General features: G+C 57.7%; 18 protein-coding genes and 1 pseudogene. 5 read left to right on the top strand and 14 right to left on the bottom strand.

Translation table 11 applies throughout. The annotated features are described in order from the left end of the window. Positions 1-1613 (top strand): MobH family relaxase (gene mobH / locus K206_RS39820; protein WP_043367461.1); only part of this gene is annotated, 1613 nt, incomplete at its 5' end. 57 nt (positions 1614-1670) lie between these two features. On the opposite strand, the gene K206_RS41040 is transcribed toward mobH, so the two are convergent. From K206_RS41040 to aceE, 9 genes are all read right to left on the bottom strand, one after another. Beyond that, positions 1671-2555 (bottom strand): LysR family transcriptional regulator, encoded by an 885-nt coding sequence (locus tag K206_RS41040; protein ID WP_052166031.1) that lies wholly within the window; start codon positions 2553-2555, stop codon positions 1671-1673. A 103-nt stretch (positions 2556-2658) separates the two neighbouring features. Further along, positions 2659-3690 carry a hypothetical protein gene (locus K206_RS39815; RefSeq protein ID WP_043367457.1) on the bottom strand — a complete coding sequence of 344 codons (1032 nt, stop codon included), beginning with the start codon at positions 3688-3690 and terminating at the stop codon, positions 2659-2661. 111 nt (positions 3691-3801) lie between these two features. Then, positions 3802-5055, bottom strand: a complete 1254-nt coding sequence (locus K206_RS39810) for an FAD-dependent oxidoreductase (protein ID WP_043367459.1) — start codon at positions 5053-5055, stop codon at positions 3802-3804. A gap of 45 nt (positions 5056-5100) precedes the next feature. Next, positions 5101-6780, bottom strand: a complete 1680-nt coding sequence (locus K206_RS39805; RefSeq protein ID WP_043367455.1) for an electron transfer flavoprotein-ubiquinone oxidoreductase — start codon at positions 6778-6780, stop codon at positions 5101-5103. 130 nt (positions 6781-6910) lie between these two features. Next, positions 6911-7558, bottom strand: coding sequence for an FMN-dependent NADH-azoreductase (locus tag K206_RS0131215; RefSeq protein WP_029044291.1), 648 nt, complete (start codon positions 7556-7558; stop codon positions 6911-6913). Then, on the bottom strand, positions 7555-7767 hold the full coding sequence (locus K206_RS44780) for a GNAT family N-acetyltransferase (protein ID WP_369796938.1): 213 nt from the start codon (positions 7765-7767) through the stop codon (positions 7555-7557). The genes K206_RS0131215 and K206_RS44780 overlap by 4 nt, the downstream gene beginning before the upstream one ends. Before the next feature lie 532 nt (positions 7768-8299). Beyond that, entirely contained in the window at positions 8300-8827 is a 528-nt protein-coding gene (locus K206_RS43960; protein WP_255359663.1) for a zinc-binding dehydrogenase, read from the bottom strand. A gap of 45 nt (positions 8828-8872) precedes the next feature. Continuing rightward, a complete protein-coding gene (locus tag K206_RS43955; RefSeq protein ID WP_020206246.1) occupies positions 8873-9295 on the bottom strand; it encodes an alcohol dehydrogenase catalytic domain-containing protein in 423 nt (140 codons plus the stop codon). A gap of 43 nt (positions 9296-9338) precedes the next feature. After that, complete coding sequence (aceE, locus tag K206_RS0131205) at positions 9339-12035, bottom strand: pyruvate dehydrogenase (acetyl-transferring), homodimeric type (RefSeq protein ID WP_043367453.1); 2697 nt, start codon at positions 12033-12035, stop codon at positions 9339-9341. 233 nt (positions 12036-12268) lie between these two features. On the opposite strand from aceE, the gene K206_RS42115 reads away from it, so the two are divergent. After that, entirely contained in the window at positions 12269-12826 is a 558-nt protein-coding gene (locus K206_RS42115; RefSeq protein WP_081651584.1) for an Rrf2 family transcriptional regulator, read from the top strand. Positions 12827-12895: 69 nt separating this feature from the next. On the opposite strand, the gene K206_RS0131200 is transcribed toward K206_RS42115, so the two are convergent. Both K206_RS0131200 and K206_RS0131195 read right to left on the bottom strand, forming a co-directional pair. After that, positions 12896-14110, bottom strand: coding sequence for an NAD(P)/FAD-dependent oxidoreductase (locus K206_RS0131200; RefSeq protein ID WP_020206243.1), 1215 nt, complete (start codon positions 14108-14110; stop codon positions 12896-12898). 327 nt (positions 14111-14437) lie between these two features. Continuing rightward, a complete protein-coding gene (locus K206_RS0131195) occupies positions 14438-14911 on the bottom strand; it encodes an Rrf2 family transcriptional regulator (protein WP_020206242.1) in 474 nt (157 codons plus the stop codon). Between the two features lie 260 nt (positions 14912-15171). On the opposite strand from K206_RS0131195, the gene K206_RS42110 reads away from it, so the two are divergent. Beyond that, complete coding sequence (locus tag K206_RS42110; protein ID WP_081651586.1) at positions 15172-16383, top strand: globin domain-containing protein; 1212 nt, start codon at positions 15172-15174, stop codon at positions 16381-16383. A 266-nt stretch (positions 16384-16649) separates the two neighbouring features. Continuing rightward, a complete protein-coding gene (locus K206_RS42105; RefSeq protein ID WP_081651583.1) occupies positions 16650-17210 on the top strand; it encodes an Rrf2 family transcriptional regulator in 561 nt (186 codons plus the stop codon). Positions 17211-17430: 220 nt separating this feature from the next. Here the strand turns inward: K206_RS42105 and K206_RS0131185 are convergent, their stop codons facing one another. Continuing rightward, positions 17431-17865: a carboxymuconolactone decarboxylase family protein gene (locus tag K206_RS0131185; protein WP_020206240.1), complete on the bottom strand. Its 435-nt coding sequence runs from the start codon at positions 17863-17865 to the stop codon at positions 17431-17433. Positions 17866-17919: 54 nt separating this feature from the next. Continuing rightward, on the bottom strand, positions 17920-18351 hold the full coding sequence (locus K206_RS42100; RefSeq protein ID WP_081651582.1) for a GNAT family N-acetyltransferase: 432 nt from the start codon (positions 18349-18351) through the stop codon (positions 17920-17922). A gap of 104 nt (positions 18352-18455) precedes the next feature. Here K206_RS42100 and K206_RS39795 point away from each other — a divergent pair, with 104 nt between their 5' ends. After that, positions 18456-19880, top strand: coding sequence for a PLP-dependent aminotransferase family protein (locus K206_RS39795; RefSeq protein WP_043367450.1), 1425 nt, complete (start codon positions 18456-18458; stop codon positions 19878-19880). Between the two features lie 70 nt (positions 19881-19950). Here K206_RS39795 and K206_RS0131170 read toward each other — a convergent pair. Then, positions 19951-20730, bottom strand: a pseudogene (locus tag K206_RS0131170) (integrase); the annotation flags it as partial.

Below are 20730 nucleotides of genomic sequence, written 5' to 3'. Positions count from 1 at the left end.
ACCATGCGTACCCCGGCGGCATGCTGGACCATGGCCTGGAGATCGTTGCCTACGCCCTCAAGCTGCGTCAGTCGCACCTCCTGCCGGCCGGAAGCACTCCCGAAGACCAGGCAGCGCAATCCGAAGCCTGGACCGCCGCCGTCGCCTATGCGGCGCTGCTGCACGACATCGGCAAGCTCGCCGTCGATCTCCATGTCGAGTTGGCCGACGGCAGCACCTGGCACCCCTGGCACGGCCCGCTGCACCAGCCGTACCGATTCCGCTACCGCGACGACCGCGAATATCGCCTGCACAGCGCCGCGACGGGCTTGCTCTACCGCCAACTGTTGGATGCCCATCTCCTAGATTGGCTCAGTGGCTATCCCGCTCTATGGGGACCGCTGCTCTACGTTCTGGCCGGACAGTACGAGCATGCCGGGATGCTGGGTGAGCTTGTCGTACAGGCTGATCGTGCTTCGGTGGCCCAGGAACTGGGTGGTGATCCGGCCCGCGCCATGGCTGCGCCCAAGCATGCACTGCAACGCAAGCTGCTGGACGGATTGCGCTACCTGCTCAAGGAAGAGTTGAAGCTGAACCAGCCGGAAGCATCCGATGGCTGGCTCACCGAGGACGCCTTGTGGCTAGTGAGCAAGACGGTCTCCGACAAGTTACGCGCCCATCTGCTGTCCCAGGGCATCGATGGCATCCCCGCGAACAACACTGCTGTCTTCAACGTGCTACAGGATCACGGCATTCTCCAGGCAACTCCAGAGGGAAAGGCCATCTGGAGGGCCACCATCACTGGCGACAATGGATGGTCAAATACGTTCACCTTTTTACGTCTCGCGCCTGCATTAATTTGGGAGCCAACTGAACGGCCAGCGGCTTTCAGTGGGATCGTGCGGGTGGAGATTGATGGTGCTGTTTCGGCGTCAGAGAAACCACGCGACGAACCAATCACGAACAAATCAGTCACTGTCCCAGCCGCCGCAATGGCTTCCCCAGCATCTAAGGCTACTGAGCAGATGATTCCTGTAGATGTACCGGCCGCTGCAGACAGCGTGGAAACACTATTTGGAATACTTGATGACGTGATATCCGCGCCTTCGAGTGCAGTCACTCGGAACGACCACGCAGATGTATCGATGTCGGAAAGTCTTCACGAAATAGACCGACCACCTATCGATCCCGTGCCAACTATCATCGCCAGACCAAATGTGTCCGTCGCGACGCCGGCCGCGGTGCCAGGCTCTGGGATTCACTTCATGGACTGGCTTAAACGTGGCGTGCAAGCCCACAAGCTGATCATCAATGATGCCAAAGCGCAGGTGCACACGGTGGCCGGCACTGCCTATCTCGTTAGTCCGGGCATTTTCCAGCGCTATGTCCAAGAGCATCCGCAGGTTATTAGCTTGGCTAAACAGCGCCGAGAAGCGGATTGGCAATGGGTACAAAAGCAGTTCGAGCAGTTGCGATTGCACCGCAAACATCCAGATGGTCTAAATATTTGGACCTGTGATGTGATTGGTCAACGAAAGACCAGGAAATTACACGGGTATCTAATGCTGGATGCCTCAACGGTATTTGACACTGTACCGCCAGACAATCCTTATCTTTCTGTCACGGATAAATAGCACCATATGCACATTGAGACGACTCCATGCCAGTTCCTCGCGAATCATTATTGTGCGTCAATCTTGTTGCCTACTCGCTCGTTCGATAAATCGGAGCATTGAATCAACTATCTCCCCAGCCGGCCACAGTAGATAAGTAGTCAACACTGCATCTTCGCTATCCAACGGACGAGCAATCACGTTTGGATGGTTGCACATGGCCATCGTAGATGCCGTCGCGAAGCCAACCCCGTATCCCGCCGCTACCAGTGTCAATGTCATGTCTAGCGACGCGATCTGCTCGGCGATCGTAGGCTTTGTATCAACCGTGCTGAGCAGACTGGCGACTTGATGGGCATATCCCTCGCACCGGCAAGAGTGACATAAAAGAAGTGGGTGACGAATCAATTCACCGAGAGGAACACGTGGATGAGCCAACAGCGGATGACGCCTAGGAATGGCTGCCACGAGCCTGTCGGACCAGACAGGCCGGCTAATGATGTCGCTACCCACATCCTTCGAATGCGAAAAACCAGCGTCAAACGTCCCGTCTCGTAATCCTCGCAATTGCTCACTTCGTGGTACGTCACACAAATGGATCACTACTTCGGGTTCGACTTCACGGCAATGAGCTAACAGCGCAGCTAACCTGGGACCAGCTGCTCCTTCCGAAACCGCTATACGTAAAGACCCCCGGTAGCCAGACGCGGCAGCTCTCACGTTCACGTGAGCCTGCTCAAGGCATGTGAAGATTCGGCACACGTCGTGCAAGAACACTTGACCTACTTGTGTTAAATGGGTGCCTCTCCTATTCCGCCTGAAGAGTTGCACGCCCAACTCCTCTTCGAGCTCCTTTATGGTGCGCGATAGCGGCGGCTGCTCGATGTGCAGCCTCTCTGCTGCACGGCCGAAATGAAGTTCCTCAGCAAGAGCTATGAAACACCGAAGATGACGAAGTTCCACGGTTGTCGCTTTACCCTATGCAGTCCAGGCAAAGACGGCGGAATTCCGTCAAAGCCGATTATTTTTTCATGTATTGACACATTCACCATAGCGATCTGACGACTCACACCCTGACACCGCACATTCCCGCAATAATGGCAGCAGCGATGGCCGCACTAGCCGCAACACCAATTACCCAAACTCGATTCGCAATATTCTTATCAGCACCATGAGCGTTGAGGATAACTCTTAGGCCCGCGACAAGATGACTGAGGACAAAAAACACGCCAAGCGCATAGTGTGGAAGAAGGCGAATATTCCACGGGTCATGAATAAGTCCAGTGGGAGCGCCAATCGCGAAATTCCAGTCCGTCGGAATTCCAAGATATGTGCGTGCATAAATAAAAACGGAGTTCATGTGCCCAAGAATGAACACCGAGAGGTAAACGCCTGATGCGATCTGGAAGGTACGAAAGAACTCGTGCCTTGCCGAACTCCAGCGCCAAGTCAGATAGAGTCCGCTGGCAATCTGAAACAAGAAAATTATGATCAGTACGGGTTCGATGAAGGTTGCCCGATAGATCACCCGGCCGACATCCATGACCGCCCCATGTGCGGAGGGCCCGATCAACCCGACTAGATGATTCCCAAGGTGGAAGAGCACATAAATGCAGAGGATGACTGCGCTAATACCATGGGCAACTCGCCACCGCCCCATGTCAGGACGGGTTTCAGAGTAATTTTCATATCCGGCCATTCGGAATGCCCAGAGCACCGCACCTAGCCATATGACGCACCAGATCCATGGATCTGGGATCGGGCTACCGATCAGAGCTTGGACAACCCCGAGAAAGACATACAAAGTCGGCGCCACCACACTGGCATACGCGAGGCGACGCATACTCGTCTGAATTTGCGGCTGGCACGCCACAATGATCCCAAGCACGGGGGCGGAGAAAGCACAAATCAACACGAGTGTCGCAAGCGCAATGCTGGCCCCGCCGGGTTGCGATCCAGAAGGTCCGACGAGCGCATGGAACAGCATAAGCAGGAAGGGATAACCTGCCGCCGCCAAAGGCGGAGCAAATACGGCCGGATTGATTGTCCGAATAGTGGGGAGTCTTACCCCATTCATTGCGTTGTTGTTGATTGGCATAGGATTATCCTGAACTGTGCGCCATGAACTCTTTTGTGCGGTCCAAGATGGAAGTTAGGATTTCATCCCAAATAGACCAGCACCAGATTGATTGAAATCCGACTGCCTCCTCTATCGAGACAACCAGTGAAGCGCCGATTGCGCAGCCTTGATGGCGCTAGCCGCTGCGGCGTCCGCTATCATGCCTTCCTGACCAACCCAATCGCCCGCAATAAATAATCCGGAAGCGCCTGAGACCGTCACATCGGCGCGAGGCCGGTCCCAGCGTGGTAAGGCGTTCGACACCACCATTCCGCGCAGCTTCTGCCGCGAGACTTCTAATTCGCGCCAACCAGGCATAACAAGGTCCGCTACCGTCTCAAGTTCTTCGACCGCTTCTTTCGAAGGCTCTTCGCCGATCGGTAGATACTTTGCAATATGGACCAGGACGCCGCCGTCGGGCGCCAGCTTTGCCGATCCGGAATGCACCGACAGGTAAAACGGGGAATCGATTCCGAGGGCGAAATCATTTGCTTGAGATGGCCAATGGCGCATTGCAAGATCAAGGGTGTTCGCACGAACGGGTCGTGCCTCCCTCGCTTCCTCCATCAATGAGGGAATTTCCGGAGCCAATGCGGCAGCGTCTCGCGGACCAACCGCCAACACTACCGCGTCGGCGAAGCGAGTTGCCCCATTGCCCAAGATCAACTCAACCCCGCCGGCGACGCAACTCACCTGCCTAACCGCGGCCTTTTCATTGAGTTCGACACCCATGCTTCGCGCGGTCGTGACCAAGCCATTCACCAAGCTGATCCACCCGCCATCGACGTATATTGTTCCGCCTGTCGTCAAACGAATCTGGTCCAATAATGCACGGGCAGATACGGCGGTGGAGCCATTGGCGTAGCTTGAAAGGCGCCCCATCGCTTCTATGGTGGAGCGGACTATGGGCGACAGATGCTGATCGTCGAGCCAGTCCGCGAATGACCCATTTCCGGAGGCGCCGTCCATAACCGTCTTGAAAACCCGGGTATAGCTAATTTTGTCGCGTAGCCCGAAGAGTGAAGTCCTCACAATTGAACCAAACGTCGTCGGAAGATTGTGAAGCTTTCCCTCTGCGATAGCTTTGCGTGTGCCCGAGAGAGAACGCCCGCCGGAGTAGGCAATACCTAGCCGGTCAAGCTCTCGCTTCAACGCACCATTGCAATACAGTGCATGAGGGCCTCTGTTGAACAAGAAGCCATCGACATCCCGCGTTCGGGCCCGGCCGCCGAACTCACTAGCGGATTCCCACACGACGACCTGAGCCCCTCCGCGCGACAACTCGATCGCCGCCAGCAGGCCTGCAAGCCCGCCACCTACGATGTCAACACGTCGTTTCATCATTTTCATCACCTGCCTTTACTCAATTTCGTCATTCGACAGCGGGGCTCATAGGCCCGAATAGTTGGGTCCATCGCCGCCCTCCGGCACGGTCCACGTGATGTTTTGCGCGGGGTCTTTGATATCGCATGTCTTGCAGTGAACGCAGTTCTGAGCGTTGATAACAAACCGCGGGGAAGTCTTGGCAGCATCGTCGTCGTAGACGACTTCATAAACACCGGCGGGACAGTAAAGACGCGCAGGTTCCCCATAGATTGGAAGATTTCTGTCAATCGGAATGGAGGGGTCTGCCAACTTCAGGTGTACGGGCTGGTCCTCTTCGTGATTCGTTGACGAAAGGAATACCGAAGACAGCTTGTCGAAAGTGACGATGCCATCTGGTCTTGGGTATGCAATCGGCTTGACTGTACTGATTGGCTTCAGTGTTTCGTGGTCTGGCTTCCCGTGCTTCATCGTGCCGAATGGTGACCATCCAAGAAGTTGGTTGCTCCACATATCAACGCCACTAAGCAAGATGCCGCATATGGTGCCGAACTTAGACCACAGCGGCTTGACGTTACGTACCAACTTGAGATCGCGGCCGATGCTGGAAGAACGCCATTGCTCTTCTATTTCGGTAACTTCATCATGGGCACGGCCCTGCGCTAGTGCCGGCGCAAGGTGTTCGGCGGCCAACATGCCGGAAAGGATAGCGTTGTGACTTCCTTTTATGCGCGGCACATTCACCAAGCCTGCAGAGCAGCCAAGCAATACACCGCCTGGGAAAACGAGTTTCGGGACCGATTGCCAACCGCCTTCGCTAATCGCCCGAGCACCATAGGACAGCCGCTGACCGCCCTCGAACAGATCACGAATACTTGGATGCGTCTTGATTCTCTGGAATTCGTCGAATGGCGAAAGCGTCGGGTTCTCGTAATTGAGATGGACGACAAACCCAACGGCAACAAGATTGTCTCCAAAGTGATAAAGAAACGAGCCACCACCTGTTCGGTTATCGAGAGGCCAGCCAAATGTGTGTTGCACCAGGCCAGCCTGGAATTTCTCGGGCCTGACTCGCCAGAGTTCTTTTAGGCCTAGGCCGAATTTCTGTGGCTCCCGCCCTTTAGCCAGCCCATAACGCTCAATGGCAATCTTCGCGAGCGAACCGCGCACACCTTCGCCAATTAGCGTGTATCGTCCCCTCAACTCGATACCGCGGGTAAACCTCTGCGTTATCGATCCATCTCTGGAGACACCCATATCGCCGGTAGCAACACCAATAACGGCTCCTGCTTCGTCAAACAGCAGCTCAGCGGCGGCGAACCCAGGGTATATCTCGACGCCCAGCGCTTCAGCTCGCGTCGCAAGATACTTCGCCACCAAGCCGAGCGAGCCGATAAGGTTGCCATGATTGTTCATCAATGGCGGGATGATGAAATTTGGCAAGCGGATGCTGCTTGTTTTACTGAGAAAACAGAAAGCGTCTTTGGCAACGTCCGTGAGGGCCGGCCTCGCCTCATCACCTCGCCAGTCCGGAAGTAGGGCGTCAAGTCCGATAGGATCTATGACTGCCCCCGACAAAACATGAGCCCCAACCTCCGAGCCTTTCTCGACAACCACGACCGAAATCGATGGATCGAGTTGTTTGAGCCTGATAGCTGCCGCCAATCCGGCCGGCCCTGCGCCTACGACAACCACGTCGTAGCTCATGCTTTCGCGGGACGTCTCTTGAGTATCTTTGGAATTCATCGCATTTCCTCTCCGCCACTCATCGCTCTTGCCAACTGCAATGAGGATCGGCAACGGCTACTGCACCAAACCATTGAGCCTGGCGAACGGGTCATCGCTCGGGGCACTGTGCCAGTGATACTCCGCTCCATTAGCAACGCGCTGAGCGGTCTCCTGTCGCCCTGGAGTCGATCTTCGTCGTATCCATTGTGGTGATCAGGGAGTCTTGACCCTCCATCAACTGGTCGCTATCGAGGAACGCAGTCGCTTGCAGGGGGAAAAATTGCAGCGAAGTCAAACCCACACAGCCAAACGCGGCCATCAAATATGGCATCAGAAAGTCTGGCTGCTTCGCACGATCACCTGTAAATACGCCTCCAGAAGCGATACCGATGTAAACGGGCTTGTCTTGTAGCAGGCCGATTTTTTCGCCTGTTGGCGCTACCCCGATCGTGCGGCCCATCCGAAGGATTTGATCGATCCAGGCCTTGAGTACAGAAGGGACCGTGAAATTGTTCATCGGAGTGCCAATGACAAGGACGTCGGCAACTTCAATCTCCTGAATCAATTGCTCTGACAATGATGTAGCTACGTTCGATTGTTCGGAGGTCAATGCCTTTGGTGAGGACAAAACTGCGGCGTAGCTGGCCTCCGTATGAGGTATGGGAGCCTGACCTAGATCACGGCGTATGACGGAGGCATCGGGATCAATGGCAAATAGTCGCGCAACTATCGCGGCCGAAAGTTTTCGACTATGCGATTCTTTTCTCGGACTGCAATCGATATGCAGGATTTTCATAAGGGATTCTCCAATTGCATTACGAAACCGACGATGGCTTCAGTCAGGCCTTCTCGTATATAAAAACGTCGTGCCGAAATATTCGTCGCGACCGTATCAAGAACCAGTCGTTGGCAGCATTCCTCGACGCCTATCCCCGACAACTCACGCAACAGAGTGCCCCCTAACCCTCGACACCGTTGATCGGTCGCGGTCACCCACCAAGTCATCGACATAAACAAAACGCCCGTGAATCAAATTTTCCATTACCCGGTACCCAGCAATAGCCAGGACTCGCCCCCCGCCCCAGGCGGCAAGGACGCGGTAACCGTCGCACTTCATATCCACTGCACGGGCTATCCACTCGCTAACGTCTTTAAGCCCGGGGCGCAATTCCGAGATCACAGGAAAGCAAGCAGCTAGCTCGTCCTGCGCATGTACGTGTCGAAGCTCTATCCCCGCTGGCCGTGCGAACGCGGAAAATCGGTCTGGCATAAGTTCTCTCCAGTCCTAAAAATAACACAGACTATAATAGTCTGCGTTATGACTTGCAAGTGCAAGCGGGCTTTTTCCGGTGTGAGGCGGTTCCTTCCAACACGACTTGTCAACATCCGGTCCATGAGCAAGCTGATGCGGGTGTCCGGACCACCGATTTGGCTGTCACCGTCATAGACCGGGCGCCCAATCCATTGCGTCATGAATCAGGCCTCCCACAGGGTGGGACTGGTCAGCACTGGGCAGCTTGTCTTCTGCCGCTTCGCATCACGGCCTTAGCGCCAGCCGTACACCCCGAGCCTCGCCCATCTCTAGGCGCAGATGTGCCTGTGCGGCCGCCGTCAATGGCAGGATCTCGGTCTTGCGTGGTGCTAGCGAACCTTCGGAAAGTAGCTGGTTGATACGGATAGCTGCCGAGTACAGATCAGCGCTGCTGGCATTGCTGATCGCAAAACCGAGTACGCGCGCGTCGCGGGTGTACAGCGCGCCCACTGGAAACGCGGGGCGTGCCTCCAAGCCCGCCATCAATACGACTCGTCCACGCGGGGCAAGCAGGTGGACCGCTGCGTCGAGGTCATGGTGTGCGGAGGTGTCAAGATGGACATCAAGGCCATTGGGGGCCGCGGCACCGATCTCGTCGGTGAGCCGTTCATCGCGATAGTCCAACACCACATCTGCGCCCAGCGACCGGCAATAGTCATGGTCGGCCGCTGCAGCCGATGCAATGACCCGAGCACCCGCACGCGCCGCGATGACGATAGCGGCGCTACCGACATGGCCTGCGCCGCCGGCGATATAGACCGTCTCGCCCGCTTGCGTTTGGGCATGGGCAGTGATGGCTTAATAGGCCGAGGCTGCCGGGTGGAGCGCGCCGATGGCGATGGCCGGGTCGATGCCGGGCGGGAGAGGATAGAGACGATCCGCCTCCACCACAGCGAATTCCGACGTGCAGCCTTGGCGGCCGGCGTGCCCGAGGCTATTGGCCCATACGGTGTCGCCCACGGTGAAGCGGCTCACGCCGGGGCCCAGCGCGGCAACGGTGCCGACCAGATCTCGCCCGATTACAAATGGGAACGGCAACGGCGTCATATATCGGCCGGACCGCACGAAGGTGTCTATCGGATTGACGGCTACATATTGAACTTTAACGAGTACGCCGGTCGGGCCGGGCGAAGGCACCGCGATCGGTTCGATGCAAATCTGGTTGGCCGGGCCACGCTGATCGATCCAGGCGGCGTGCATGGTAGCGGAAATCAAAGACATGCTGGCTCCGGATAAATCGCTCAAAGTGTCATGTAGGTCTCAATCAGGCATGTAGCGGGTTGGGCTTCTCGGGATCGATCCCATACTTACGAATCGCCTCCGAGACATGAGTGCTTGGAATTTTTCCGTCGTCGGCGAGCGCCTTCAGGGCCGCGATCACCACCCAATGACGGTCCACCTCGAAGAAGTGGCGCAGGGCCGCACGGGTATCGGAACGTCCGAAGCCATCGGTGCCCAACACCACATAACGCTGGGGCACATAGGGGCGAATCTGTTCGGCCAGGGCCCGGACGTAGTCCGTCGCGACGATGACCGGCCCTTGCGCATCCTGGAGCAGCCGAGTCACATGCGGCACCGGCGCCGGGGCCTCCGGTTGCAACAGATGATGGCGCTCAGCGGCGCGGCCGTCCCTGGCCAGTTCGGTCAGGCTCGGCACGCCCCAGATGTCGGCCGCAACGCCCCAGTCCTTCCGCAGCAGTTCGGCGGCGGCGATGACCTCATTGAAGATCGTGCCCGCGCCCATCAATTGCACCCGCAAGGCCGAACCATCCGCCGGCGCCTTGCTGAAGGCGTACATGCCCTTCAGGATGTCCGCTGTCACCGTGGGACCTTCCGGCATGGCCGGCTGGGCATAGTTCTCGTTCATGACGGTGAGGTAGTAGTACACGTCCTCCTGGTCCTGCACCATGCGGCGCAGCCCGTCCTGGATGATCACGGCAAGTTCATAGGCAAAGGCCGGGTCGTAGCTGATGCAGTTCGGCACGGCCGATGCCCACAGCAAGGAGTGGCCGTCTTCATGCTGCAAGCCTTCGCCATTGATCGTGGTGCGCCCCGCGATCCCGCCCAGCAGGAAGCCGCGAGACCGCATGTCGGCAGCGGCCCACGCCAAATCGCCCACGCGCTGGAAACCGAACATCGAATAGAAAATGAAGAACGGCACCATGATTTCGCCATGCGTGGAGTACGCCGTGGCTGCTGCTATCCAATCAGCCATGCCGCCCGCTTCGTTGATGCCTTCCTGCAGAATCTGGCCGGTCTCGGACTCCTTGTAGAAGGTCAGCGTGTCGGCGTCCTGGGGCACGTACTTCTGGCCGTCCTGGTTCCAGATACCGACCTGGCGGAACAGGCCCTCCATGCCGAAGGTTCGGGATTCATCCGGCACGATGGGCACGATGCGATTGCCCAGGCCCTTGTCCTTGAGCAGCACGCCCAGGATGCGCACGAAGGCCATGGTAGTCGACATGGTGCGGCCTTCCGGCGTGCCCTTGAGCAGCGCATCGAAGGCGGACAGCTCGGGCACAGGCAGCGATTGCGCCTTCGTGCGGCGTGCAGGCAGATAGCCGCCCAGGGCTTCGCGGCGCTCGCGCATATAGGCAAGCTCTTTGGAACCCTCGGGAAAGCTGATATAGGGGACGTCCTCGACATCGGCATCGGCGATCGGCAGCGCATACTTGTCGCGTAGACCGAACAAGGCATCCGTCTGCATCTTCTTTTGTTGATGGTTGACGTTGGCCGCCTGCCCTTGATCGCCCATGCCATAGCCCTTGATGGTCTTGGCAAGAATGAGGGTCGGTAAGTCGCCGCCACGGGAAGCCTCGGCAAACGCCGCGAAGACTTTCTCCGGGTCGTGGCCGCCGCGGTCCAACTGCCACAGCTCTTCATCGCTGTAATCCGCAACCAACGCCTTGAGCTCTGGGGTGTTGAAGAAGTGCTCGCGTAGATAGGCACCCGATTTCGAGCGATAGGTCTGGTATTCGCCATCGACGACCTCCATCATGCGCCGCGCCAGCGCGCCGGTCTTATCGCGAGCGAACAGCTTGTCCCAGCGGCCGCCCCATAGCACCTTGATGACGCGCCAGCCGGCGCCCAGGAAGATGGACTCCAGCTCCTGCACGATCTTGCCGTTACCGCGCACCGGCCCGTCCAGCCGCTGCAGGTTCGCATTAACCACAAAAACGAGATTGCCCAGCCGTTCCCGCGCAGCCATGCCGATCGCGCCCAGCGACTCTGGCTCGTCCATCTCGCCGTCTCCCAAGAATACCCAGACCTTGCGGTCGTCGGTCTTGGCGATACCGCGCGCCTGCACATACTTCATGAAGCGAGCCTGGTAGATCGCCATCAACGGGCCGAGACCCATCGAGACGGTGGGGAACTGCCAGAAGTCTGGCATCAGCCAGGGGTGGGGATAGGACGACAGCCCTTGCCCGCCAACCTCTTGGCGGAAGTTGTCCAGATGCTGGGCCGTCAACCGGCCGAGCAGGAAGGCCCGAGCATAGATGCCGGGCGCAACATGGCCTTGCACGAATACCAGGTCGCCCCCGTGTTCTGCGGTGGGCGCGCGCCAGAAATGATTGAAACCGACGTCGTACAGCGTCGCGGCGGACGCGAACGAGGCAATGTGTCCGCCGACATTCGACTTCTTGCCTGCCCGCACGACCATCGCCATGGCATTCCATCGCGTATAGGAACGGATGCGACGTTCGATATCAGGATCACCCGGCATGCGCGGTTGCTGATCCGGCGTGATGGTGTTGACGTAGGGAGTTCCATGGGAGAAGTGCCGGGATAGCCCCAGCAACCGGGCATGCGCAATCTGTCTCTCGATGAGGTAGTGAGCGCGATCAGGCCCAACATGATCGAAGATTCCCGAGAGCGCTTCGAGCCACTCGGCAGTTTCCTGCGGATCCTCATCATGAAGGTCCGGAACGAACTCTATCCCGACACTCAGCTTAGTGGACATAAGGCCCTCCGTTGAAGGTTTCGTTTACCCAAATTGAGAAGCGTCGCCATTCCCAGGGACGCCTACCTTGGCTGCGATTGGATTTGTATGGAAAGTATACGCCATAACTACGACTTGCATAGTCGTAGTTATGGCGCGCAGTCGTCCATGGGCAGGTCAGGGTTCATTTCCTTGCGGTCAAAGTTAAAGTTGGGTACGCTGTAAACTACGATTTCTATTGTCTGAGTTATCACATGTCTCACATCAGCGCTGGAGTTGAGTACGGCTTGCACTGCCTGCTGTACCTCACCCGTTCCCACGGAGCCGTGGAAGAGGCTAGCGTTCGTGACTTGGCCGAACTCCAGGGCGTTCCGAGCGAATTCCTCGCCAAGTTGTTCACCAAGTTGGCAAAGGCTGAGCTAGTCGTGGCCACAGAAGGAATCAAAGGCGGTTTCAGGCTTGCACGGCCGGCAGACCGCATAACTGTGTACGACGTGATCGTGGCTATCGATGGCGACAAGCCGTTGTTTGAATGCCGTGAGATTCGCAGCCGCTGCGCAATATTCGGGGATGCTGCTCCGGCGTGGGCGACGCGGGGCGTATGTTCTGTCCACGCTGTGATGCTGGCGGCGGAGAAGGCTATGCGCACCGAATTAAAGCGCCACACACTGGATGACCTGGCTCAACGTGTTGCCGACAAGACTCCCTCAACCTATGGTGTTCAGGTTGTCAAATGGCTGTCGGATCGTACGACTAATCGGCTCGGAGACAAGTCGGAGCCTGTGCGCAGGAGAGCACGGAAAAGGGCCTGAACCAACACGAAGACGCAAACGAACAGGGCGATCTCGAAAGATCGCCCCTGTTCCCATGACGCTGCTCGATTAGGCAACAATGATGCGGTAAGGGTCCGCCGAGGCCAGGATTTCAGCGCGGTCGCTACTGGCCGGGGGATAGATCCATTCGGTGTTGATCCTCTTCTTGAGCGCTCCGGCTTCCGCACCGACCATCTTCACTTGGCGGTCCCAGCCTTCCGTATACACAGCGCCCCAAGGTCCCAAAGCCAAGCAGGTCACGTACTTCGGTTGGCTGTACGGGATCGGGTCCACACCGATCAGATCTGCCGCCACGTTATGACCTGCGGAGCGGCCGAGATTAATGGCGTGCTGGCAGGACATCATGGTGTAGTTCCCCTCGTCATCAGTGGCTGCATAGGCGCAGTCACCCGTTGCGAATACTGCATCGAGACCTTTGACCTTCAGGTTGCGATCGACATGGAGCCGGCCGAAGCTGTCACGATCGGCCGGGATTTGCGCGGTGAGTTCGCTGGCCCGCGCGCCGGCCGTCCAGACGATGGTGTCAGCATCGATCCGCTCCCCGTTTTCGAGCGTGATTCCGTTGGGATCGATGACAGCAACACCAGAGCCAAGTTTCCACGTCACGCCCAGATCGGTCAGCGCTTGCGTAATCGTCGGCCGCGGACCAGGGCCCAGGTCCGGGCCAACCTCGGCGTTACGCTCAACCATGATCACCTTCACCGTGGCGTCGCTGCCCAAGACTTCTCGCAAACGGGCCGGCAGTTCAGCGGCAATCTCGATGCCTGTGAAGCCGGCGCCAGCGACAACCACCGTATTGCGCCCGGCACTCTCCGGCCGATGAGCTAATCCTTGGATATGTGCTTCAAGTCGTGCCGCATCAGCAATCTGGTCGACATTGAACGCATGCTCCTTCAATCCGGGAACCGGAGGGCAATACAGGCGGCTACCGGCAGCAAGTACCAAGCGGTCATACCCGATGTTGCGCCGCGAAGTGTCCTCTCCAACGCCAATGATGCTGACCTCCTGCATTGCCACATCGATGTGTTCCACCAGTCCTTGGATGAACTTGACCCCGGCGATCTTGAAAATCTCCTGCAGCGGGGCCTTCATTCCCTCGGGGTTCTCCTCATACAGCCGAGGACGAACATGCAACTTCGGCTCCGGCGCGATTAGCGTCACTTCCACATCAGTGCGCCCCACCTGATCGAGCAGGCGGGCAGCTCCGAGGGCGCTCCACATCCCGGCAAAGCCGGCCCCAACAACAAGAATGCGTTTCGACATGCATCAGGCTCCTAATCAAATCTTGGTTTCACGCGACCGGCATATCGCATGGTTGTGAAGTGCCGACCAACAAAGCGGCACGCTCACCCCATGCCGTTAACTGCGACTATACTAGCCCGAGTTATGGAGCGCAAGATTTTATGGTGGCCTTCAGCCAGCTAAGGCTGACGCGGACGACGGGGGTGTTGCATTGCCTGGCAGCGCCAGAGCCGCCTGGCTTGGGGCGAAAAATTGGGAGAGAAGTGCTCGCCGTCGGCCTTTACCATCGTCCATACGACGGCAGGCGCAGTACTGCAAGATGACGACATAAGGTGTCGTCGCGAGGAACTATCGGGACTTGTGACTTGCCGGCCGGATGCCTGCGACCGGGATACCCAAAGCTAGCGAACGGTTGATCGCTGCGGGCTTTTCTACAAGGTCCTGCAGCGTATAGCCACCAAGCACGTCCAGGTATGCTTGCAACGCTTGATGCAAGATCCCCCGCAGCCCACAGGCTCGGGTGATGACGCAGCGATTGCCATCACGGAAGCATTCCACCATGCCGAAGTCTGGCTCCGTGGCACACACGACCTCTCGGAGATTGATCTCTATAGCAGGGCGGCCAAGTCGAATACCGCCAGAACGACCGCGCATGGTCAGCAGATATCCCCTATGCCCCAGGTTCTGGACGATCTTCACCAAGTGGTTCTTGGGGATGTCGAAGGCATCTGAGATCTGCTGGATCGTGATTGGCTCATCGGGATGAACGGCCACGTAGATCAAGACGCGCAGACTGTAGTCCGTATAGTCAGTGAGTCTCATGGGGATCCGTTCAAGGTGTGGGTGCATTCTTCAGCTACAGCAAAGAGAGCATCGCTCGCTGAAGGGCATTAGCATTTTAACATGTGCCAAGAATGCTTCTTTTCTATGGTGCAAGATTTCCGATGCGCATGCAATAAGATGTATTTGAAATGCATCTTTGATAGAATTTTGATCCGCATCAAGGAACCGGCCAATGAGGGACTACGTTCGTTCTTGCCTTATTTGGTGCATTTTAAATGCATGTTTTTATGGAGATCATTATGCTGTCTGAGAAGTCAAGGCCTTATATCGATGCAAGTGTTCCTGTACTCAGGGAGCATGGCGTGCAGATCACTACGCTCTTCTATCGAACGATGTTCGAAGAGTATCCGTCGCTCACCAACCTGTTCAACATGGGAAACCAGGCCAATGGTTCTCAGCAGCAATCCTTGGCGTCGGCAGTGTTCGCCTATGCGGCAAACTATAAAAACGGCGATGCGCTGGCCCCCGTCCTGAGCCGAATTGCGCATAAGCATGCGTCTGTAGGGCTGACCTCCGCTCACTACCCTATTGTGGGGAGACACTTGCTAGGGGCCATCGCCGAGACTCTTGGTGATGCAGCAACGCCTGAGCTTATGGCGGCATGGGACGAAGCCTACTGGCTGATTGCGGGAGAACTAATTGCGGCTGAAAGTAGGCTCTACGATCGCGCGAGTGTTGCCCCCAGTTACCGCAACACCATGCGAGTGACCGAACGCGTAATGCAAGCAGAGGACATAGTCAGCCTAACGCTCGTGCCGGAAACCGGCGAGCAACCGACGAGCTTTCACCCAGGACAGTATGTGACGGTCGTAGTGGAGCTTCGGCCTGGCATTTACCAACAGCGCCAATACAGCCTCTCGGATGCTCCCAATGGCAAAGATTGGCGAATTTCGGTACGGCGCGAGAAGGCCATAGATGACAACCCCGCTGGCACGGTATCGAATTGGATTCATGACAACGTCCGGGTAGGCGCTACCCTTGCGGTGAGCCAGCCCTTTGGAGACTTTGCTCCCGCGCTCAACGGCGAAGGTCCCATAGCCTTGCTCTCCGCTGGCGTCGGGATTACGCCGATGGTGTCCGTACTCAACGCCTTAGCCATCCAAGGAACCCGTCGCAAGGTTGTATTTGCCCATGCGGCCAGGAGTCGGTCCTACGTGGCTCATCTGCATGATATCGAGGCTGCTGGGCACAACCTTCAACAACTGAGGCCTCATTTCTACCTGGAGTCCGGTGAGGCCGCCGAGCTGGCGGGCGTGTCTGCAAGGCCAGGACGTATGAAGGCAGGCGAACTCATTGCCGAGGATCCTGATCTCGCTGGGGCCACTTTCTACCTTTGTGGGCCGCTGCCTTTCATGCAAGCTCAACGGACTTCTCTGTTGGCCCAAGGAATCCCGGTCGATAGGATCCACCGCGAGGTCTTTGGCCCTGACCTTTTGGACCATCTTCTCTAATCGTCATCCACTCCAGGCCGATCGCCGCGCCAGCTCGGCAGGCCTGGAAATTTCCGAGTTGTGCCATCCGGGGAGTGCGTCAGCCCGGATGGCACGATGCTTGGCACCTCCCCATACCGAACATCCCTGTCACGCGAACATCCTTGTGGCCTGTGGCTTATCGGCTACAGGCCTTCGTGGCAGAGCGATCGTGCACAATCCGCACTTGCAATCCATAATGCACCCCTCTATAGTCCGCGTTATAGATTTTTGGGGTAGTTTGTGCTATGGCCTATATTGGAACAGGCGTCGAGTACGCCTTGCATTGCCTTCTTTGGCTTGTCGCTCCCCTCGAACAGCGGCCTAGTAGCCGCGATCTAGCAGAGATTCAGGGCGTTCCACCCGCGTTCGTGGCGAAGATATTCCCGAAGCTCGAAAAGGCCGGGATTGTTGAAGCAAGTGGTGGAATCCGTGGTGGATACCGCTTGGCCCGTGCCCCGGAGGATATCAGCGTCCTCGACGTGGTGGATGCAGTGGAGGGCCGCAAGGCGCTCTTCGATTGTCAGGAAGTCAGAGGGCGATGCGCTCTGTTTGACAACAAACCGCCCAAATGGGCGAATCGGGGCGTGTGCGGAATTCATGCGGTAATGCTGCATGCTGAGAAGGTTCTACGTGACGAACTAGCCAAGACCAGTCTCGCTTCGCTCACGGCCGGCGTTCTCGGCAAGGGCATACCTTCAGGCTTTATGAGCGAAGTGCAAACATGGTTTGCTGATCGACAGGCGGCTCGTGAAGACGCGCGCATTGTCGGAATGCGATCTCGTTCGACAACGCGCGAAGATGCTTGAAATGGCTTGCGGACGATCAACCATTGAGCAGCCGCCCCAAGCACAGTTCAGCGCCTGGCGATAGCGGCAAGGATTAGACCGCCCGTAAGTGCAACGCGCTCCAAGGCGATGTGAAATTCGTCTGTGCGCTTCGAGGGTTGCAGTTCGGCGCCCGTGGTCATGAGCACGGGCGCCTCAGTCTAGGTGGTATCCAGCCGGTCCTTCTACGGGCTGTGTACCGTTATTGCCGCATCCCGACCGCCAGTCGGTTGAATGCGCTCATCAACGCAATGGCAAAGCACAGGTCCGAAATTTCGACATCGCTGAAATGCGCCTTGAGTGGCTCGTAATCCTCGTCAGGTGCATGCGTCTGGTCCACATGTGTCAACGCCTCCGTCCAGGCCAGTGCGGCGCGCTCCCGTTCGGTGAAATGCTCGCCCACACGCCATCCGGCGAGGCTGTCCAGCTTGGCATCCGGCACGCCACCGGCACGCAGTGCCTTTGCATGCATTTCCAAGCAGAAAGCGCAGCCGTTGATTTGCGACATCCGCAGCCAGACCAACTCGATCAGCTCCTTGCCGAGGCTGCTCTTCTCCAGAGCGACTTTCGTGGCACCGAACCCACGGTAGGCTTCGGGAGAAAGGGTGTGATAGGGCAAACGTTTCGGGGTGCTCATAAAAAAACTCCTATAAGAATGTTAGAGCGCAATCGCGTTCGTTACATGGACGACTTACAGCGGTTGGCGGAAATGCATCCCCACGGCCAAAAGGCCTTGACGGAAATAAAAGCGTTGCCCCAAGGAATTTCCCAGGGCGGTATCCAGAACGAAATTCGCACAACCTTGCTTTTTTGCTTCGTCGCGCAACGCATCGATCAGTTTTCCACCAAGGCCTTCGCCGCGGGCGTCGGAAGTTGTCACCAGATCGTCGACGTAGAGAAAACGTCCATACAGCAGATTCTCGTAGATGCGATAGCCGGCCAAACCTTTGACTTGTTCGTTCTGCCATGCAGCCAGCAGACGATATCCGTGTTCGGCCTGACGACGCACTTGCGCGGCAAATGCAGCGGTATCGGTCAAATGCGGGCGCAATTCGCGCATGACGTTAAAGCACGCCTGGTAATCCTGATCACCGTCGACATGCCTCAATTGCAAGGGGTTCATGTGGTATTCCTTATGTGAAGTCCTTGTTGTATAGCCAGTACTGTAGGAAAATTATGGCCTACCGACTAGGTGCAAGAATTGAATAATTTAATGGGGCATTTCGTATGGACTTGCAGCACCTGAGACCGGACCAAGAGCACGATGCGCCGATCTATCTGCAGTTGTACCGGCGCTACCGGGAGGCGATTGCTAGCGGCAAGCTTCGTCCCGGAGATCGCGTGCCGTCCGTGCGCAGCCTTGCCAGTGAGCTGAGTCTGGCGCGTGGCACCGTCGAAATGGCCTATCAGTTGTTGGCGAACGAAGGCTATTTCGTAGCGCGCGGCGCTGCCGGAACAGTCGTGTCCCCCCGGCTTGGGAGCATGGCTGAACCAAGTCACGCCAAGGTGTCAGTGCCTCTTGCCCCAGCACCGCCTCGCCCGCAGGCAGCATTCAGTGAAGCGCTCCCGTTTCAACTCGGCTTGCCGGCATTGGACGCATTCCCGCGAAAGGCTTGGTCGCGCCTAGCTGGACGCAGCCTGCGGGCGCTGGAGACGGTGGCCATGACCTATCCCGATCCAGGGGGGTACGAGCCCCTACGACGCGCCATCGCCGCCTATTTGGGCATCTCACGCGGCATTGCATGTTCACATGAGCAGGTGTTCGTGACGACGGGCTATCGAGGAGCACTGGAACTAGTGTGCCACGCGCTGTTGAAGGCGGGAGACTTGGGCTGGTACGAGGATCCAGGCTATATCTTCGCCCGACAGTTCTTGGAGCACGCAGGAATGCGCTTAGAACCTGTGCCGGTCGATGAGGAAGGCTTGAACGTGAGAATGGGTCAACGACGTGCGGCTCATGCGCGTTTCGTCGTGGTTACTCCTACGCACCAAAGTCCGATGGGCGTTGCCTTGTCGTTGCCGCGGCGACTGGAACTTCTAGAATGGGCGAGCCGTAGCGAAGCATGGATTATCGAGGACGATTACGACAGCGAGTTCCGTTACCACGGCCGACCCTTGCCGGCGTTGAAAAGTCTGGATCGTAATGGGCGGGTAATTTACACCGGCACTTTTAGCAAAGTTCTGTTCCCTGGCTTACGACTGGCCTATCTGGTTGTACCCGCATCTCAAGTTGGCAGGTTTAGAGATACTGTGAACCACTGTCCCGGCCCTGGCTCAATTTTGCCCCAGGCCATGGTGGCCGATTTTATGGAACAGGGGCACTTTGGCAGGCACCTACGTAAAATGCGCGCCTTGTATGCGACCCGTCGCAGCTATTTGGTTGATGCAGTGAGTCAGACGATGGGAGAACGCTTGCATATCCAGCCCCAAGCAGGCGGCATCCATGTCCTGGCCAAGCTGAACACCGGGCAGGATGACCGAATACTAGCGGAGGCTGCTCAAGCTAAAGGGCTCGCCATTCAGGCACTGAGCAACTGGCGGATGCGCAAGTCACCGCAACAAGGTTTGTTGATGGGGTTCGCCAACTTCGCAACGGCTGAAGAAGCCGTTGCGTCCGTCCGACGCCTCAAGGCGGTATTGGCCAAGCACTAAGCTCAGGCCCGCAGCCGAGGCGATGTCCTGCATCTCTAGGCCAGCGGGCCTCAACTTTTCCGCCATTGAGCTAGGCCACTTCGAGTACGGCAGCGTTGCCTACTAATTGTTGAACATGTTGCCGCGCACTCTCGGAGAGTTGGGACAGTTCATCTTTCGGGCCATGCACAGGTTGGTGATGGAGTGCAATGACCCTCATCACCATGCCCAGATTGTTCGGTGTCACCACATCAATGGCCGCGCGATCACCCAGGTCCGGGTGCGGCTGGGTCAGCATGCGGTACAGGTCCCACGAATCCGCGTGTGGGCACTGGTTCATGAGCACCTGGGCCAGCCTGTGCTTGAGCGGCACCAGTTGCCAGTCGGGAACCCGCTGCCCCCGGTTGCCCAAGCTGATGGACAGCAGCTTGCCCGCTTTCAGCTCGCGATTGATCTGGTCCTTGGACTTCCCGGCCAGCTTGCCGAACAGCGGCACCGGCAGATTGTTCGGCGACTCGTACATGGCCAACATTTCCTCACGCTCCCGCTGGATTGCGGAGACTTCCGGCTCCGGGGTGTGCGTCGGCGGTGGCGGCACCTGCGACAGCCGCTGGAACGTGATCCCGCCACTGTTCGGGGTCACGACGATGGGCGTGGCCACCACCGGCGGGACGCCAGGGGAAGCGGGCTCGGCCACCATGGAGGCCGCGTCCACCGCTTCCTCCGCCTCCGCCATCGCCGGCACCCCGTCGATGCGGATGGTCAGATGCGCGCTCGCGGCTTCCACCCGGCCCTGTTCAAGCAAGTCGAGACGGTCGGCCCAGTCCTGCATCATCCGGCGGCGTGGTTCCACGTACTTGGCGTGGTTGTA

This window comes from Cupriavidus sp. WS (assembly GCF_000395345.1).
GTDB classification, from domain to species: Bacteria; Pseudomonadota; Gammaproteobacteria; order Burkholderiales; family Burkholderiaceae; genus Cupriavidus; species Cupriavidus basilensis_B.
Note: the sequence above shows the minus strand (reverse complement) of the source record. Positions and strands in the feature narration are given on the sequence as shown.

Bases quoted from the DNA above. Each gene is read 5' to 3' on its own strand.
- K206_RS39815 (WP_043367457.1), bottom strand. From the start codon at position 3,690: ATGCCAATCAACAACAACGCAATGAATGGGGTAAGACTCCCCACTATT.
- K206_RS39810 (WP_043367459.1), bottom strand. From the start codon at position 5,055: ATGATGAAACGACGTGTTGACATCGTAGGTGGCGGGCTTGCAGGCCTG.
- K206_RS39805 (WP_043367455.1), bottom strand. From the start codon at position 6,780: ATGAATTCCAAAGATACTCAAGAGACGTCCCGCGAAAGCATGAGCTAC.
- K206_RS0131215 (WP_029044291.1), bottom strand. From the start codon at position 7,558: ATGAAAATCCTGCATATCGATTGCAGTCCGAGAAAAGAATCGCATAGT.
- K206_RS44780 (WP_369796938.1), bottom strand. From the start codon at position 7,767: ATGACTTGGTGGGTGACCGCGACCGATCAACGGTGTCGAGGGTTAGGG.
- K206_RS43955 (WP_020206246.1), bottom strand. From the start codon at position 9,295: ATGTCTTTGATTTCCGCTACCATGCACGCCGCCTGGATCGATCAGCGT.
- aceE (WP_043367453.1), bottom strand. From the start codon at position 12,035: ATGTCCACTAAGCTGAGTGTCGGGATAGAGTTCGTTCCGGACCTTCAT.
- K206_RS42115 (WP_081651584.1), top strand. From the start codon at position 12,269: ATGTCTCACATCAGCGCTGGAGTTGAGTACGGCTTGCACTGCCTGCTG.
- K206_RS0131200 (WP_020206243.1), bottom strand. From the start codon at position 14,110: ATGTCGAAACGCATTCTTGTTGTTGGGGCCGGCTTTGCCGGGATGTGG.
- K206_RS0131195 (WP_020206242.1), bottom strand. From the start codon at position 14,911: ATGAGACTCACTGACTATACGGACTACAGTCTGCGCGTCTTGATCTAC.
- K206_RS42110 (WP_081651586.1), top strand. From the start codon at position 15,172: ATGCTGTCTGAGAAGTCAAGGCCTTATATCGATGCAAGTGTTCCTGTA.
- K206_RS42105 (WP_081651583.1), top strand. From the start codon at position 16,650: ATGGCCTATATTGGAACAGGCGTCGAGTACGCCTTGCATTGCCTTCTT.
- K206_RS0131185 (WP_020206240.1), bottom strand. From the start codon at position 17,865: ATGAGCACCCCGAAACGTTTGCCCTATCACACCCTTTCTCCCGAAGCC.
- K206_RS42100 (WP_081651582.1), bottom strand. From the start codon at position 18,351: ATGAACCCCTTGCAATTGAGGCATGTCGACGGTGATCAGGATTACCAG.
- K206_RS39795 (WP_043367450.1), top strand. From the start codon at position 18,456: ATGGACTTGCAGCACCTGAGACCGGACCAAGAGCACGATGCGCCGATC.